At 68.8% G+C, this 15,844-nt stretch carries 13 protein-coding genes; 6 read left to right on the top strand and 7 right to left on the bottom strand.

Features of this window, described 5'->3' with window-relative positions; translation table 11 throughout:
• Positions 1 to 29: 29 nt before the first annotated feature.
• Positions 30 to 437, top strand: a complete 408-nt coding sequence (locus tag D3869_RS02055; RefSeq protein WP_247895687.1) for a flagellar basal body-associated FliL family protein — start codon at positions 30 to 32, stop codon at positions 435 to 437.
• Between the two features lie 140 nt (positions 438 to 577).
• Here D3869_RS02055 and D3869_RS02050 read toward each other — a convergent pair whose 3' ends face one another.
• Positions 578 to 1,963 carry a class II 3-deoxy-7-phosphoheptulonate synthase gene (locus tag D3869_RS02050; RefSeq protein ID WP_137138749.1) on the bottom strand — a complete coding sequence of 462 codons (1,386 nt, stop codon included), beginning with the start codon at positions 1,961 to 1,963 and terminating at the stop codon, positions 578 to 580.
• A gap of 217 nt (positions 1,964 to 2,180) precedes the next feature.
• On the opposite strand from D3869_RS02050, the gene D3869_RS02045 reads away from it, so the two are divergent.
• Positions 2,181 to 3,524, top strand: coding sequence for an AmpG family muropeptide MFS transporter (locus D3869_RS02045; RefSeq protein ID WP_137138748.1), 1,344 nt, complete (start codon positions 2,181 to 2,183; stop codon positions 3,522 to 3,524).
• Between the two features lie 143 nt (positions 3,525 to 3,667).
• On the opposite strand, the gene D3869_RS02040 is transcribed toward D3869_RS02045, so the two are convergent.
• The 3 genes from D3869_RS02040 to D3869_RS02030 form a co-directional block, all read right to left on the bottom strand.
• Entirely contained in the window at positions 3,668 to 4,564 is an 897-nt protein-coding gene (locus D3869_RS02040) for a manganese catalase family protein (RefSeq protein WP_137138747.1), read from the bottom strand.
• Between the two features lie 167 nt (positions 4,565 to 4,731).
• A complete protein-coding gene (gene gor / locus D3869_RS02035; protein ID WP_137138746.1) occupies positions 4,732 to 6,084 on the bottom strand; it encodes a glutathione-disulfide reductase in 1,353 nt (450 codons plus the stop codon).
• 112 nt (positions 6,085 to 6,196) lie between these two features.
• The gene (locus tag D3869_RS02030) at positions 6,197 to 6,694 is read right to left on the bottom strand and encodes a flagellar basal body-associated FliL family protein (RefSeq protein ID WP_137138745.1); all 498 of its coding nucleotides are present in this window, start codon (positions 6,692 to 6,694) and stop codon (positions 6,197 to 6,199) included.
• A gap of 363 nt (positions 6,695 to 7,057) precedes the next feature.
• Here D3869_RS02030 and D3869_RS02025 point away from each other — a divergent pair, with 363 nt between their 5' ends.
• Positions 7,058 to 8,221, top strand: coding sequence for a nicotinate phosphoribosyltransferase (locus D3869_RS02025; protein ID WP_137138744.1), 1,164 nt, complete (start codon positions 7,058 to 7,060; stop codon positions 8,219 to 8,221).
• A gap of 74 nt (positions 8,222 to 8,295) precedes the next feature.
• Here the strand turns inward: D3869_RS02025 and D3869_RS02020 are convergent, their stop codons facing one another.
• The 3 genes from D3869_RS02020 to D3869_RS02010 form a co-directional block, all read right to left on the bottom strand.
• Positions 8,296 to 8,628, bottom strand: a complete 333-nt coding sequence (locus D3869_RS02020) for a (2Fe-2S) ferredoxin domain-containing protein (protein WP_137138743.1) — start codon at positions 8,626 to 8,628, stop codon at positions 8,296 to 8,298.
• 83 nt (positions 8,629 to 8,711) lie between these two features.
• Positions 8,712 to 10,010 carry an ergothioneine biosynthesis protein EgtB gene (egtB, locus tag D3869_RS02015; RefSeq protein ID WP_137138742.1) on the bottom strand — a complete coding sequence of 433 codons (1,299 nt, stop codon included), beginning with the start codon at positions 10,008 to 10,010 and terminating at the stop codon, positions 8,712 to 8,714.
• A gap of 173 nt (positions 10,011 to 10,183) precedes the next feature.
• Complete coding sequence (locus tag D3869_RS02010; RefSeq protein WP_137138741.1) at positions 10,184 to 10,780, bottom strand: hypothetical protein; 597 nt, start codon at positions 10,778 to 10,780, stop codon at positions 10,184 to 10,186.
• Between the two features lie 199 nt (positions 10,781 to 10,979).
• Between D3869_RS02010 and D3869_RS02005 the strand changes: the two genes are divergently transcribed.
• The 3 genes from D3869_RS02005 (at position 10,980) to mfd (ending at position 15,843) form a co-directional block, all read left to right on the top strand.
• Positions 10,980 to 11,771 (top strand): crotonase/enoyl-CoA hydratase family protein, encoded by a 792-nt coding sequence (locus tag D3869_RS02005; RefSeq protein WP_137138740.1) that lies wholly within the window; start codon positions 10,980 to 10,982, stop codon positions 11,769 to 11,771.
• 132 nt (positions 11,772 to 11,903) lie between these two features.
• Positions 11,904 to 12,206, top strand: coding sequence for a succinate dehydrogenase assembly factor 2 (locus D3869_RS02000; protein ID WP_038530795.1), 303 nt, complete (start codon positions 11,904 to 11,906; stop codon positions 12,204 to 12,206).
• 10 nt (positions 12,207 to 12,216) lie between these two features.
• Positions 12,217 to 15,843 (top strand): transcription-repair coupling factor, encoded by a 3,627-nt coding sequence (gene mfd / locus D3869_RS01995; protein ID WP_137138739.1) that lies wholly within the window; start codon positions 12,217 to 12,219, stop codon positions 15,841 to 15,843.
• Position 15,844: the final 1 nt, after the last annotated feature.

Genomic DNA, 15,844 nt, shown 5'->3' with positions numbered 1-15,844 from the left:
GGCGTTCCGATGGGGAATCGGTGTCGTTGATGCCCATCCTCATCGCGGTGGCCCTGGTCCTGCTCGCCGCCCTGGGCACCTGGACCGTGGTGTCCGGCAAATCGGGCGCCCGCAGCGCCGGTGGCGACCGCAAGGCGCAGAAGACCTACGCGTCCCTGCCGACGATGACCTTCACGCTGGGCGGCAGCGACGCGCGTCTGGTGGACATCCGCGTGCTGCTGGAGATCGAGCCCACCGGGGATCCGAACCCGGCCACGCCCTTCGTCCCGCGCATCGCCGACCAGATGGCCGACCGGCTGCGCCAGATCGAGCCAGCCCAGTTGAGCGGGGCCGAAGGCGCCAACCTGATCAAAAGCACCGTGGCGAGCGTGATGAAGCGCGAGGCGCAGGCCATCCGCGTGCGCGAGGTGCTCCTGGAGCGGATGGTGGTGCGCTAAGCGCTCGAACCGCTTGCCCCCTCCCTAACCCTCCCCCGCTTCGCAGGGGAGGGAACGGACGCCGCTTCGCAGAAGGCACCCTCCCCTGCGAAAGCGGGGGAGGGCCGGGGTGGGGGCAGCAGTGTCCCCAGGAAAACGCCTTACTCCGCCGCCGCGCGGCGGTCGGCGTCGCGCTTCAGGCGGGCGCGCTTCAGCTCTTCGGCCAGCAGGAAGGCCAGCTCCAGCGCCTGGCTGGCGTTCAGCCGCGGGTCGCAGGCGGTGTGGTAGCGCAGCGCCAGCTTGTGGTCGGTGATCGCCTGGGCGCCGCCCGTGCACTCCGTCACGTCCTGGCCGGTCAGCTCGAAATGGACGCCGCCGGCGTGGGTGCCCTCGGCCTCGTGCACCGCGAAGAAGTCGCGCGCCTCCGACAGCACCTTCTCCACCGGGCGGGTCTTGTAGCCGCTGGAGGACTTGACGGTGTTGCCGTGCATCGGGTCGCTGGACCAGACGACGACGCGGCCCTCGCGCTGCACCTTGCGCAGCAGGGGCGGGAACTTCTCCGCCACCTTGTCGGCGCCCATGCGGACGATCAGGGTCAGGCGGCCCGGCTCGTTGGTCGGGTTGAGCAGGTCGATCAGGCGGATCAGCTCGTCCGGGTCGGTCGTCGGGCCGCACTTCAGGCCGATCGGGTTTTTCACGCCGCGCAGGAACTCGACGTGGGCGCCGTCCGGCTGGCGGGTGCGGTCGCCGATCCACAGCATGTGGGCCGACACGTCGTACCAGTCGCCGGTGGTGCTGTCGACGCGGGTCATCGCCTGCTCGAACGGCAGCAGGAGCGCCTCGTGGCTGGTGAAGAACTCGGTCTCGCGGATCTGCGGAGTGGTCTGGGCGGTGATGCCGCAGGCCGCCATGAAGCCCAGCGTCTCGTCCAGCCGGTTGGCGATCTCGCGGAACTGCTCACCGGCGGGGGAGCGCTCGACGAAGCCCAGCGTCCACTGGTGCACCTTGTGCAAGTCGGCGTAGCCGCCCTGTGAGAAGGCGCGCAGCAGGTTCAGCGTGGCGGCGGCCTGGGTGTAGGCCTGCATCATGCGCTCCGGGTCGGGAACGCGGGCGTCCGGCGTGAAGTCGAAGCCGTTGATGATGTCGCCACGGTAGGACGGAAGCTCGACCCCCTCCAGCACCTCGGTGTCGGCGGAGCGCGGCTTGGCGAACTGCCCGGCCATGCGGCCCACCTTGACCACCGGGATGGCGGCGCCGAAGGTCAGCACGACGGCCATCTGCAGCAGGACGCGGAAGGTGTCGCGGATGTTGTTCGGGTGGAACTCCGCGAAACTCTCCGCGCAGTCGCCGCCCTGCAGCAGGAAGGCGTTGCCGGCGGCGGCGGCGGCAAGGCTGTCCTTCAGCCGGCGCGCCTCGCCGGCGAAGACGAGCGGGGGATAGGAGGACAGGCGCTGCTCCACCGCTTCGACCTTGGACGGGTCCGGATAGGTCGGAAGCTGCTTCGCCGGCTTCGACCTCCAACTGTCGGGGGACCAACGCTCAACCATGACGCCCGCTCTTTCCTTGTGCTAAGGGTTCCTCCAGCCGGCCGGATGACGGCCGGAGGGGTACTCTGTATAGCGTTCGCCGGGAAATTTTTCCATAGTTTCGACCGCAACTTCCGCAATGGATGATGCGGCGCGGCGCCCGAAAAAGCGCGCTGGCCGGGGCGTCCGGCCTGGGCCTATACAGACGGTTACGCAGGTGTGCGGAAGGGTTGAGCGGGTGAAACCATCCTCCTGGGGTCAGGCGGCCTCCGTCTATCTTGACCGGCGCGTTCTGGCCATTCTGTTCCTCGGCTTTTCCGAAGGGCTGCCGCTGGCGCTGACCGGGTCCACCCTGTCGGTCTGGCTGCGCGAGGGCGGCATCAGCAAGACGGCCATCGGCCTGTTCGCGCTGGTCACCATGCCCTACGCGCTGAAGTTCGTCTGGGCGCCGCTGATCGACCGGCTGCGCCTGCCGGTGATGACGCGGCTGTTCGGGCGGCGGCGCGGCTGGGCCCTGGTGGCGCAGGCCGGGCTGATGGCGGCCCTGATCGGGCTGGGCAGCACCAACCCGGTCACCGACCTGTGGTGGACCGCCATGCTGGCCGTGGTGGTGGCCTTCTTCTCGGCCAGCCAGGACATCGTGGTCGACGCCTACCGCGTCGAGGTGCTGGAGGAGCACCAGCAGGCCGCCGGTGCGGCCATCCTCGTGCTCGGCTACCGCTTCGGCATGCTGGCGGCGGGGGCGGGGGCGCTGTACCTCGCGGAGTTCTTCGGCTGGCACATCGCCTACTACGTCATGGCCGGGCTGGTCGCGGTCGGCATGGTGACAATCCTGCTGAACCGCGAGCCGAAGGTCGCGGACACCGCGGAGTCGAAGGCGCGGGAGCAGCATGTGGCCGACTGGCTGGCCGCGCGCCCGCATCTGACCGGCTGGAAGGCGGACCTGCTGGCCTGGGTGTACGGCGCCGTCGTGGCGCCCTTCGTGGAGTTCATGACGCGCCCGGCCTGGGCGGCGGTCCTGCTGTTCATCGCCTGCTACAAGCTGGGGGACGTGCTGGCGGGGGTGATGTCGGCGCCCTTCTACGTCGATCTCGGCTTCGAAAAGACGGAGATCGCCAACGTCACCAAGCTGTTCGGCCTGTGGGCGACGATCATCGGCGGGCTGATCGGCGGCGTGCTCGTCGGGCGTGTTGGCGTGCTGCGCGGTCTGCTGGTCGGCGGGCTGATGCAGATGCTGTCCAACCTCGGCTACGTCATGCTGGCGCAGGTCGGGCACGACGTGTCGGCGCTGGCGGTGACGGTGGCGCTGGAGAATGTCTGCGGCGGCATCGCGACGGCGGCCTTCGTCGCCTATCTGTCCAGCCTGTGCAACACAGCCTACACGGCCACGCAATACGCGCTGCTCAGCAGCTTCTACAAGCTGGGCGGGGACCTGTTCGGTGCCTCGTCGGGCTGGCTGGCCGAGCGGATGGACTGGAGCAGCTTCTTCCTGCTGTCCACCGGCGGGGCGGTGCCCGGGCTGCTGGTTCTGCTTTGGCTGATGACGCGGCCAAGGCGGGACGAGGCGGTGGTGAAGGCCTGATTCCTTCTCCCCCCGGGGAGAAGGTCAGGATGAGGGGGCGGCCGTGAGGCCGATCACGTCGTCTCATTGCAGAGCGTGGACGCCCTGGCGGGCGCCCCCTCACCCCAGCCCTCTCCCCAGGGGGGAGAGGGGGGATCGGTACGTTACTTCACCGGGGTCATCTTGCCGGAACCGGGGCCGGCGCCGAGGTCGGCACCCGTCACCGGGTTCACGTCGGTGCGCGACATGGTGCGCTTGGCGGCCTCGTTGACGGCCTTCATCTCTTCGGCCGCCAGCCGGACCGAGGGGTTGCCGTCGCCGCCGCTGACCGGGCCCTGGTCGGGGGTGACATTCACGAACTCCCACTGCTCGCCCTGGTTCCACGGGCCGCGCATTTCGCCGTCGCCCTGGCTCATGTTGTAGTACTTGTCGGTGTATTCGGGGTTGCCCGGCAGCTTGCCCGGCGGGAAGTTGTTGTCGATCGAGTAGAGCGCCTTCTCGAACATCTTCTGGTGCGCCACCTCACGAGTCATCAGGAAGGTCAGCGCGTCCTTGACGCCCGGGTCCGGGGTGATGTTGATGAGGCGCTCGTAGATGATCTTGGCCCGCGATTCCGCGGCGATGTTGGAGCGCAGGTCGGCGGTCGGCTCGCCGATGCTGTCGATGTAGCCGGCGTTCCAGAGCTGCCCCGCGGAGTTGGTCAGCGCCGGGCCGCCGCCGTAGAGCAGGGCCAGCGTGTGGCTGCCGTTGCCCTTGGCAATGTCGGCGTAGAGGTCGGTGACTTCCTCGGCGCCCTCGGCCAGCTTGCCCTTCACGCCCTTGGTCAGCATGGCGACGATGCTGCCGATGATCTCCAGATGGCTCAGTTCCTCGGTCGCGATGTCGATCAGCATGTCCTTGCGGCCCGGGTCCTCGTCGGCCAGCCCCTGCGTGAAGTAGCGCAGGGCCGCCGCCAACTCGCCCTGGGGTCCGCCGAACTGTTCCAGCATCAGGCTGGCCAGCTTCGGGTCCGGTTCGGCGACGCGGACGGTGTACATCAGGTTCTTGTTGTGCATGAACATGCGTAGGAGCCCTCCGGGAGCCTTGATGAAGGATGGAAGGCGGCGGGTTCCGCGGGGGTGCTGGAGCACCCCCTATCACCGCCGCCATCGTCGTGTGCCCTCAACACAGGCTTATTAGAAGCGTTCCAGGAAATCGGGCTCCTGACCTTTGGTTTTATGTCCGATCGTCAGGACACCTTCTCGCGCATCAGGACGAACTCCTCCGCGGTAGACGGATGGAGGGCGATGGTGCGGTCGAAATCTCTCTTTGTGGCGCCGCAGTTCAGGGCGATGCCCAGCCCCTGGACGATCTCCGGCGCGTCCATGCCCATCATGTGGCAGCCGAGCACGCGCTGGCTCTCGCCGTCCACGACCAGCTTCATCAGGACGCGCTCGTCGCGGCCCGACATGGTGTGCTTCATCGGGCGGAAGCCGGCCTTGTAGATGTCCACCGTTGCGAATTTCGCCCGCGCCTCCGCCTCGGTCAGGCCGACGGTGCCGAGCGGCGGGATGGAGAAGACGGCGGTCGGGATGTTGGCGTAGCTGATGCTGGTCGGGTTGTCGTTGAACAGCGTCTCCACGAAGGCGCGCCCCTCGGCGATGGCGACGGGGGTCAGGGCCATGCGGTCGGTCACGTCGCCGACGGCGAAGATGTTGTCCACGCTGGTGCGCGAATACTCGTCCACCCGGATCGCCCCGGCGTCGTCCAGCGCGACGCCGGCGGCCTCCAGCCCGAGGTCGCGCGTGTTCGGCCGGCGCCCGGTCGCCGCCATGACGAGGCCGGCGGAATGCTCCCGCCCCAACTGGTCGGTGACGGTGAAGCCGCCGGGGCCTTCCTCCACCTTCACCGGCTGGGTGCGGGTGAGGATGGTGATGCCGCGCTTGCGCATCTCCTGGGCCAGCGCGACGCGGATGTCGTCGTCGAAGCCGTTCAGCAGCTCCTCGCCGCGGATCATGATCGTGACCTCGGCGCCCAGGCCCCGGAAGATCCCGGCGAACTCGACGGCGATGTAGCCGCCGCCCAGGATGATGACGGAGTGGGGCAGGGTGCCGAGCTGCAGCGCCTCGTTGGAGGTGACGGCGTGCTCGATGCCCGGAATCTTGGGGAGGGCCGGCCAGCCGCCGGTGGCGACCAGGATGTTCTTGGCGGTGTAGCGCTTGTTCGCCACCTCCACCGTGTGGCGGTCGATCAGCCGCCCGAAGCCGGTGTGCAGGGTGACGCCGGAGTTCTCCAGCATCTTGATGTAGATGCCGTTCAGCCGGTCGATCTCGGCGTCCTTGCGCCCGATCAGCGTCGCCCAGTCGAAGGCCGGCATGGTGGTGGACCAGCCATAGGCGCTGGAATCCTCGAAGGCGTCGCGGAACTGGGCGGCGTAGACCAGCAGCTTCTTCGGCACGCAGCCGCGGATGACGCAGGTGCCGCCGACCCGGCTGCCTTCGCAGATGGCGACCTTGGCCCCCATGGACGCGGCCCGCCGGCTGGCCGCGACGCCGCCGGAGCCGGCACCGATGGTGAACAGGTCGAAATCGAACTCGGCCACGGCCGTCTCCTTGCAATCCCAAGATCCGAACGGGACAGGAGTGTTCCCCATTCCGGCACGCCTGTCGAGCGTTGGCCGAGGCGCCGGATCGGGGCGGCGGGCTGGCCTTCCGTCAGCGCATGACGAGTTCCTGGACCAGCACCTGCCGGATCTTCATCGCGCCGAGTTCCTTGCTGGCGGTGCGCATCACCGCGTCCTTGACGTAGAAGGCGCCGTTGCGCCCGCGCAGTTCGCCGGGGTCGGTGTCCAGCATCACGTTGGTCATGGCGCTGGCGATGCGCGGCCCGTAGCTTTCAACCGTCTTGACCGGGGCGGTCGGCTCCATGTCGAGCACCACGCGGACGCGCAGCTCACGCAGCCGGTCGCCGTCGCTCAGCGTGAAGATCATCGCCGGCAGCCGCGCGTAGTTGGCGGCGGTGCGCAGCGTGTCCCCGACCACACGCCCGGCCTGCGCCGTGCCGGGCTTCAGCAGGAAGGCCCCGCCGGTGCCCGCGGCGGCCAGCCCGGCCATGGTGCAGAGAAGCCCGACCACCACCCGGCGGCCCAGGCGATCCAGCGTCGAGGGGGCCGCTGCAATGTTCGGCGCGTTCTGGCGGATTGTCCGGCTCATGCCGACCTCGTCGCTTTTTCCGGCGCCGAAGGGGTGTGGCGCCTGTTCTTGACTGCATGGTGGATGGATAAAGGGAAGGCGTCAAATACAGGTATTTTATACTTTTTGGTGACGGAGCATTACAGCGAGGAACTGCGCATTTCTTCTCATCTTCTTTGCGTTTGAAACGCGCCGGATTTCATAGCGTATTTTCGGTAAATCACCGTTGCTTGCGGCGGTGGACCGTCGCGGATGAAGCCTCTTCCACCGGAGGGCCGGGGCGTATAATGCTGGTTTCTCTATCGGATTGCCGTTCCCGCGGTGGGGGCGGCCTCCGGACGTGACCGTCGCGAAGGGCAAGAGCGGGAAGACAAGGACATCGCCATGGACGAGACCAGGAACCAGCCGCCGGCCAGTCACGCGCCCGCCAACCATCCGCCCGCGTCGGCCATCACCGAATGGACCGACACCTATTTCAAGCGGACCAAGGAGGCGGTCGGGAAATTCGGTGACAAGAAGGTCACCTACGCCATCTTCATGCGCCGCCCGGTGGTCTGCGCGCCGCGACTCGCCATCGAATGGCTGGAGGCGGTGGCGCGGGAGCGCGGGTTCGACCTCGACATCGTCCTGAACTATCCGGAAGGAAAGTGGGTCGGTGCGGGCGAGCCGATCCTCTACATCACCGGCTCCTTCTACCATCTGGTCGACACCGAGACGATCATCCTGCAGAAGCTCGGCCCCGCCTGCGTCGGCGCCTACAACGCCTTCACCATGTGCGCCGACCTGCCGAAGACCGCCTTCCTCGCCATGGAGGCGCGCCACTGCGCCGGCACGGAGATGGAGGAGATGATGGCCTACGCCGCCTCGGTCGGGTCGGACCGGGCGAAGCGCAAGGTTGGCGCCAAGGGCTTCATCGGCAACGCCACCGACGCCACCGCCCATTTCTTCGGCCAGAAGAAGGGCATGGGGACGATGCCGCACGCGCTGATCGGCTATGCCGGTTCGACCGTGCGGGCGGCAGAGATGTTCCACGAGACCTTCCCCGAGCTGCCGCTGACCGTCCTGGTCGATTACTTCGGGCGCGAGGTGACCGACGCGCTGGAGGTCTGCCGCCGCTTCCCCGGCCTCGCCGCCCAAGGCAAGCTGGCGGTGCGGCTCGACACGCCGGGCGGGCGCTTCCTGGAGGGGCTGGACCCGCCGGGCTCCTACGCCGTGCTGGAGCGGCACGCGCCCCATTCCATCCGCGGCTACCGCGACGAGACGCAGCTCCGCTACCTGATCGGCACCGGCGTGTCGGCCGCGGCGATCCATTTCATGCGCGAGAAGCTGGACGAGGCCGGATTCCCGGCGGTGAAGATCGTCGCCAGCTCCGGCTTCGGCCCGGCGAAGTGCCGCCTGATGGCGGAGGCCAACGCCCCCGTCGACATCATCGGCACCGGCAGCTATCTGCCCGAGCGCTGGACCGAGACCTACGCCACCGCCGACATCATCGAGTACGACGGCGAGAAGCGCGTGAAGGTCGGCCGCGAGTTCCTGTTCCGCAAGTAGCATCGTCGGTCCGCACGAAGAACGCCCCTCCGCCGGCCGCGCCGCGGAGGGGCTTCTGCGTTCAGCTTTTGTGTTCAGCGAGTCAGCACCATCACTAGCCGTTCGACCGGCGTGTTGTTGACGAGGTGCGAGTCGACGATCTCGTCGATGTCGGCGGGCGTTTCCGGGCGGTACCACAGGCCCTCCGGATAGACCACCATCAGTGGCCCGGCGGAGCAGAAGCCGAGGCAGCCGGTCCAGGCCATGCCGACGTCCAGCAGCCCCTTGGCCTGGATGCGCTGGCCGAGCTGCTCCCACAGCGGGTGGGCGTTCTTCGCCGCGCAGCTCCCGCGCGGGTGGCCGGGCGGGCGCTGCTGGGAGCAACAGAAGACGTGGTGGCGGAACACCGGGGGCAGGTCGAGGGACATGAAGGGCTCCATAGGCCATAATTTAATTATGGTTATAGAGCTTGCTGCGGTGCAGCGCCACCGTTTAAAACGATTCCAATATCTCAGCTATCCTCGGCCAGCCGCAGGCCGGTGAAGGACAGGCGGGAGTCCGGCCGCAGGTAATGCCGGGCGGTGGGGTTGGCGTGGTCGAAGGGGGTGACGCAGCTGCCGCCCCGCAGCACCATGCGGTTGATCATGAACCGGCCGTGGACGGCCTCGTCCACCCCGTCCGGCAGGCGGTAGCCGGGGTAGGGGGTGAAGGGGCTGCGCGTCCATTCCCACACGTCGCCGAACAATTGCCAGGGGCCGTCGCCGTGGCAGGTGCTGGGGCGCGGATGGCGGTGGCCGGTGCCCAGCAGGTTTCCCATGCTGTCGCAGCGCGACGCCACGGCCTCCCATTCGGCCTCTTCGGGCAGGCGCTTGCCGGCCCAGCGGGCGAAGGCGTCGGCCTCGAACCAGCTGACATGGCAGACCGGCTCGGCGGGATCGAGCGGGCGCATGCCGTAGAGCGTGAAGATCTGCCACGCGCCGTCGCGCCATTCCCAATAGAGCGGGGCCTGCCATCCCTCGGTCTGCACCGCCTCCCAGCCGTCGGCGAGCCAGAGCGAGCGTTTGGCGTATCCGCCGTCCTCGATGAACGCGCGGAAGGCACCGCAGGACACCGGCAGGGCGGCGAGACGGAAGGGCTCCAGATGGACGCGGTGGCGCGGCCCCTCATGGTCGAATCCGGCCCAGGCCTCCGTCCGCCCGATCTCGACGAGGCCTCCCTCATGCTCGATCCAGCGTTCGGGCTGCGGCGGAGCCGGTACGCTCTGCGGCGGCTGGTCGTAGGCGGGGCGCAGCGGGTTGCTCCAGAAGGCGTGCTTGATGTGGGTCAGCAGCCGTTCCTGGTGGCGCCGCTCGTGCGTGATGCCGACGATCACCCGGTCGGCGATCTCCGGCAGTTCCGCCTCGTCGGCCTGGTTCAGCAGGTGCAGAACCGCGGCGTTCACATGGTCGCGGTAGCGCATCACCTCCGCCGCGTTGGGCCGGGAGAGCAGGCGCAGGGTGGGCGAGGGAAGCTGGTGGCTGCCGAAGCGGTCGTCGCGCGCGGCGAACAGCGTCAGGAAAGCCGGGTCGAAAGGACGGTAGCCGGGGTTGCAGGGCACCAGGACGGTGGTTTCGAACAGCCATGTGGTGTGGGCGAGGTGCCATTTGGCCGGGGCGCCGTCGGCCACCGACTGGACCATCAGATCCTCGGGCGACAAGGGGGCCGCCAGTTCGGCGGTGCGGGCGCGGACCTTCTGGAAACGGGTGGAGAGAGTTTGGCGGAGGGCGTCGCCGGACGGCTGGGCGTGCGTGGCGAGATGGGTGTCGGGCACGGGGGAACCTCCCTGCGGGAGCGGGTTTTCCGCGACGGGAACGGCGCGGGAACGCGCCCGGACTCCGCCGGAGAAACAACAGGGCCATTGTGCCGCATGGTCCAACCATCCTGGGTGGCGCATCGGAGGGGGCTTTCTCCGAATTCGCGCATCACAGCCGCGATGGGCTGTGGTCAGGCGTCCACCACAAGATGCGGGCGGAAGGCGCCCTCAAGCGTCAGAAGAAGGCGCAGATACACGGCAACGCGCCGCGATGTCGTCGTCCGCTGTTCCAGGCAATCGCGGAGCTGGTTGGCGAGCGCCACATTTTCCGCCGTCTGTCCCGGCGGAAGCGCCGGGTGCGTCGGCGCCGCCATGGCGACGATGTGGTCGTGATCGACCGAATGGGCCGCGACGGCCTTCTCAAGGAGCGCCGCCGCGATGCGTTCGATGTCCTCATCCGCCGGCGGCGGCTGGGCGAGGTTGGGGGCGAGGTGGGGCGGCGGACGGCGGTTCGCGAGCTGCGCGCGCAGATTCTGCTTGATGCGCGCCCGCTGGCCGGCGTTCAGCGTGTCCAGCTCGTCGATCTCGTCGAACAGCAGGTCGTAAAGGCGCCGCCGCTTGTGGTTGGCCTCGTCCTGGTCGCGGCGCTCCTGCTGCTCGCGCTCCTGCTGTTGCAGGTCCTGCCGATTTTGCCGCCGTTTTCTGCGGTCGGTCGCGCCGCCGGTGCGCTCCACCACGCCGGCCGAACGGACCAGGGGTTCCGGGCGTCCGATCGATCCGTCGGTCATGGCGACCTCCACCGAAAGTGGCTGGGACTGTTCAGTGTACCAACTGTCGCGATTCTGTCAAGGTGACGCTTTGGCGTGCGGCGGAGTCCCCTTTTCAGGTGAGCGTTGCTCACCCGAAAACGCGGCGTACTCGTTTGTCAGGGGCGTGGCTCGGGCTCGACAGTGGGGCATCCCAAACGCAGGACAAAAGGACCGTGCCATGCCCCTGACGACCAAACACGCCGACCCCGCCAACCCCGTGCTGTGCGTCACCGCCGGAGGAATCGTCACCCTCACCCTGAACCGCCCCGCCAAGCTGAACGCCATCAGCACGGCGCTGGCCGCCGCCATGCTCGACACGCTGGATGCGCTGGAGGCCGACGCGGCGGTGCGGGCGATCATCGTCACCGGCGCCGGGGAGCGGGCCTTCTCCGCCGGGGCCGACATCGCGGAATTCACTCCGGCCGTCCGCCGGGGACCGGAGGCGGCGGTGCGCGCCTTCCGGCCCGGACAGACGCTGTGCGCGCGGATCGAGTCCTTCCCCAAGCCCATCATCGCCGCGGTCAACGGCATCTGCTACGGCGGCGGCTGCGAGATTCTGGAGGCGTCACACCTCGCCGTCGCCAGCGAGCGGGCGACCTTCTCCAAGGCGGAGATCAGGCTCGGCATGATGCCGACCTTCGGCGGGACGCAGCGGCTTCCCCGCAACGCCGGGCGCAAGCGGGCGCTGGAATGGCTGCTGACCGGCGACACCTTCCCGCCCGCGACGGCTCTGGCGGTGGGGCTGGTCAATCAGGTGGTGCCCCACGAGGCGCTGATGCCCGCCGCCTTCGAACTGGCCGGGCGGATCGTCCAGCATTCCCCGGCCGCGGTGTCCGGCATCCTGGGGGCGGTGACCCGCGGGCTGAACATGACCATCGGCGAGGGGCTGGCGGTGGAGACCGAGCGCTTCGCCCGGCTGGCGCCGGGGGCCGACCTGCGCGACGGGCTGGAGGCGTGGCTGGCGCGTTGAATCAAGCTCCTTCCGGGGGACCGTCCGGCATTTCGGTTTGCGCGGGGGCGTGCCGGTGTGCAGGATGCGGGGGTGGATGTGGACCGCTCCGCCCCCTATCTTCCGGGGCCGGGGCTTTTTGGCGTGGATGGCATGAGCGACGAGAACACCCTGTCCGAGAGCGGCGAATCCCTGGAAAACCGGCGCAAGCGGCTGCGCTTCCGGTCGTGGCACCGCGGCATGCGCGAGATGGACCTGCTGATCGGCAGCTTCGCCGACGCCCATGTCCCGGACTTCGACCACGCGCAGCTCGACCGTTACGAGGCGCTGCTCGAACTCAGCGACCCCGACCTCTACAACTGGTACGCCGGGCGCGAGCCGCTGCCCGCCGAGCATGACACCGACGTCATGCAGCTGTTGACCAAGTTCCGCTACACGCCCCGTCAGGGGTCCTGAGGCCCGATCCTTGCCCAGCTTCGAACAGTTGCAGCCGGGACGCTCCGGCCGCCTTCTGGTCGGCGGCGCCCCCGCCGGTCATGACGCCCGCGTCCTCGCCGACCTCGCCAAGCGGGCGGGGAGCGCCGGACTCCTCCACGTCGCGCTCGACGACACCCGCGCCGCCCAGCTGGCGGAGGCGCTGGCCTTCTTCGCGCCGGCGCTGGAGGTTCAGGTGTTCCCGGCCTGGGACTGCCTGCCCTACGACCGGGTGTCGCCCAACGGCGGCATCGTGGCGAAGCGCATCGACACGCTGACCCGCCTTCTGGCGCGCAAGGCGGACGCGCCGCCGCTGGTCGTGCTGACCACCGTCAATGCCATGGTGCAGAAGGTGCCGCCCCGCGCCGCCTTCCGCGACGCGGTGTTCTCGGCACGCTTGCGCGACCGGATCGATCTGGAGAAGCTGCAACGCTATCTGGCCGGCAACGGCTACACCCGCGCCCAGACGGTGCGCGAGCCGGGCGAGTTCGCCGTGCGCGGCGGCATCATAGACCTGTTCCCGCCGGGCACCGACGAGCCGCTGCGCCTCGACCTGTTCGGCGACGAGTTGGAGGCCGTGCGCAGCTTCGACCCCATGTCGCAGCGCACCACCGACAAGCGCGACGGCGTCGACCTTAAGCCGATGTCGGAGGTCTTCCTCGACGAGGCCGGCATCGCCCGCTTCCGCTCCGGCTATCGGGAGCTGTTCGGCGCGGTCACCGACGACGATCCGCTCTACGAGGCGATCAGCGCCGGGCGCAAGTACGGCGGCATGGAACACTGGCTGCCGCTGTTCCACGAGACGATGGAATCGCTGCTGGCCTACATGCCCAAGGCCATCCTCTCGCTGGACCATCAGGCGACGGAGGCGCGCGATTCGCGCATCGCCCAGGTGGTGGACTTCCACGCCTCTCGCGAGAGCATGATCGTCATCGAGAAGCGGACGGGCTCGCCGGTCTACAAGCCGGTGCCGGTCGGCATGATGTTCCTCGACGCCCAGGCCTGGGACGACCTGTTCGCCGCCCACGCCGTGGCGCAGCTCCAGCCCTTCGGCACGCCGCCGGGCATCAAGGGCACGCTGGACGCCGGTGGGCGCCGCGGCCACGACTTCGCCGAGGAGCGGGCGCGGCCCGACGTCAACGTCTTCGAGGCGGTGAAGGACCACATCCGCGCCCTGCGGGCCGACGGGCGGCGCGTGCTGGTGGCCGGCTATTCCGCGGGTTCCCGTGACCGTCTGATGACGGTGCTGGGCGACCACGGCATTCCGGGGCTCGAGCCGGCGGAGAGCATCGAGGACGTCCGCCGCTTCGACCGCAACATCATCGGCATGATCGTGCTGGGAATGGAGCACGGCTTCACCTCCGCTGACATGGCCGTCATCACCGAGCAGGACATCCTCGGCGACCGCCTCGTCCGCCCGGCGGCGAAGAAGAAGCGCAAGGCCGCCAACTTCATCGCCGAATACACGGCGCTGGCCTCCGGCGACCTCGTGGTGCACATGGACCACGGCATCGGGCGCTACGACGGGCTGGAGACGCTGGAGGTGTCGGGCGCCCCCCACGACTGCCTGCGGCTGGTCTACGAGGGCGGCGACAAGCTCTACGTCCCCGTCGAGAACATCGAGGTGCTGACCCGCTACGGGTCTGAGGACGCGCACGCGCAGCTCGACAAGCTGGGCGGGGCCGGCTGGCAGGGCCGCAAGGCCCGCGTCAAGAAGCGCCTGAAGGACATGGCCGAGGCGCTGCTGAAGATCGCCGCCGAGCGCATGCTGAAGAAGGCCGACCCGGTCTACACGCCGGAGGGCGTCTATCAGGAGTTCGCCGCCCGCTTCCCCTATCCGGAGACCGACGACCAGCTGAAGGCCATCGAGGAGGTCTTCACCGATCTCGGCTCGGGCCGTCCCATGGACCGGCTGGTCTGCGGCGACGTCGGTTTCGGCAAGACGGAGGTGGCGCTGCGCGCCGCCTTCCTCGTCGCCATGAGCGGCCAGCAGGTCGCCGTGGTGGTGCCGACCACGCTGCTGGCGCGCCAGCATTTCAAGACCTTCACCACCCGCTTCGCCGGGCTGCCGCTGCGCATCGTCCAGCTCTCCCGCATGGTCACCGCCAAGGAGCAGACCAAGGTCAAGCAGGAGTTGACGGAGGGCACCGCCGACATCGTGATCGGCACCCACGCGCTGCTCGGCAAGGGCGTGCAGTTCAAGCAGCTCGGCATGGTCATCGTCGACGAGGAGCAGCATTTCGGCGTGAAGCAGAAGGAGCGGCTGAAAGAGCTGCGCGCCGACGTGCACGTCCTGACGCTGACCGCCACACCAATCCCGCGCACGCTCCAGATGGCGCTGTCCGGCGTGCGCGAGCTGTCGCTGATCGCCACCCCGCCGGTGGACCGTCTGGCGGTGCGCACCTTCGTGCTGCCCTACGACCCGGTGGTGGTGCGCGAGGCCATCCTGCGCGAGCATTACCGGGGCGGCCAGACCTTCTACGTCTGCCCCCGCGTCGAAGACCTGCCCAAGGTCGCCGAGCGGGTGCGCGAACTGGTGCCCGAGGTCAAGATCGTCACCGCCCACGGCCAGATGCCGGCCAGCGAGCTGGAAGAGGTGATGACCGCCTTCGACGAGGGCAAGTTCGAGGTGCTGCTCGCCACCAACATCATCGAGAGCGGCATCGACATCCCCAACGCCAACACGCTGATCGTGCATCGGGCGGACATGTTCGGTCTGGCCCAGCTCTACCAGATCCGCGGGCGCGTCGGCCGGTCGAAGGTGCGCGGCTACGCCTACCTCACCTACGCGCCGAACAAGCCGCTGACCGGCACGGCGCAGCAGCGGCTGCACGTCATCGAGACGCTGGACAGCCTGGGCGCCGGCTTCCAGCTGGCCAGCCATGACATGGACATCCGCGGCGCCGGCAACCTGCTGGGCGAGGAGCAGTCGGGCCACGTCAAGGAGGTCGGCGTCGAGCTGTACCAGCACATGCTGGAGGAAGCCGTCGCCAACGCCCGCGCCAACATGGACGGGCAGGTGCCGAGCGGGGCGGAGGACCAGCCCTGGACCCCGCAGATCAACCTCGGCACCCCGGTGCTGATCCCGGAGGAGTATGTTCCCGACCTGACGGTGCGCCTGTCGCTCTACCGTCGCATCGCCGAGCTGGTGGACCGGGCGGAGATCGACGGTTTCGCGGCGGAGCTGATCGACCGTTTCGGCAAGCTGCCGGGCGAGGTGGAGAACCTGCTCGACGTGGTGACCATCAAGCAGCTCTGCCGTCAGGCGGGGGTGGAGCGGGTGGACGCCGGGCCGAAGGGCGCCGTGCTGACCTTCCGCAACAACAGCTACGCCGAGCCGGCCAAGCTGCTGACCTACATCAGCCAGCAGATGAGCCTGATGAAGCTGCGGCCCGACCACAAGCTGGTCTACACCCGCGAATGGGCCGACGAGGCCCAGCGGGTGCGCGGCGTCAACCGGCTGATGAGCGATCTCGCCCAGATGGCCGGTGGCGGCGCCGTGCCGAAGGGCGAGGCGCCACCGCCTCCGCCGCCCCCTCCGCCGCCGCGGCCCAGCGCGCTGAAGGCCGGATCGAAGTTCGGGCGGAACATCCCCTCGCGTCCCTTCGGGCGGCGCTGAG

The organism is Azospirillum brasilense (assembly GCF_005222205.1).
Classification (GTDB): domain Bacteria; phylum Pseudomonadota; class Alphaproteobacteria; order Azospirillales; family Azospirillaceae; genus Azospirillum; species Azospirillum brasilense_G.
This window is presented reverse-complemented; position numbering and strand designations above follow the sequence as displayed.

What these genes read in the sequence shown, in the direction of transcription:
- D3869_RS02020 (WP_137138743.1), bottom strand. Translation starts at nt 8,628, where the DNA reads ATGTCCCTCGACCTGCCCCCGGTGTTCCGCCACCACGTCTTCTGTTGC.
- D3869_RS02005 (WP_137138740.1), top strand. Translation starts at nt 10,980, where the DNA reads ATGCCCCTGACGACCAAACACGCCGACCCCGCCAACCCCGTGCTGTGC.
- D3869_RS02010 (WP_137138741.1), bottom strand. Translation starts at nt 10,780, where the DNA reads ATGACCGACGGATCGATCGGACGCCCGGAACCCCTGGTCCGTTCGGCC.
- D3869_RS02000 (WP_038530795.1), top strand. Translation starts at nt 11,904, where the DNA reads ATGAGCGACGAGAACACCCTGTCCGAGAGCGGCGAATCCCTGGAAAAC.
- D3869_RS02050 (WP_137138749.1), bottom strand. Translation starts at nt 1,963, where the DNA reads ATGGTTGAGCGTTGGTCCCCCGACAGTTGGAGGTCGAAGCCGGCGAAG.
- D3869_RS02025 (WP_137138744.1), top strand. Translation starts at nt 7,058, where the DNA reads ATGGACGAGACCAGGAACCAGCCGCCGGCCAGTCACGCGCCCGCCAAC.
- D3869_RS02055 (WP_247895687.1), top strand. Translation starts at nt 30, where the DNA reads ATGCCCATCCTCATCGCGGTGGCCCTGGTCCTGCTCGCCGCCCTGGGC.
- D3869_RS02030 (WP_137138745.1), bottom strand. Translation starts at nt 6,694, where the DNA reads ATGAGCCGGACAATCCGCCAGAACGCGCCGAACATTGCAGCGGCCCCC.
- D3869_RS02040 (WP_137138747.1), bottom strand. Translation starts at nt 4,564, where the DNA reads ATGTTCATGCACAACAAGAACCTGATGTACACCGTCCGCGTCGCCGAA.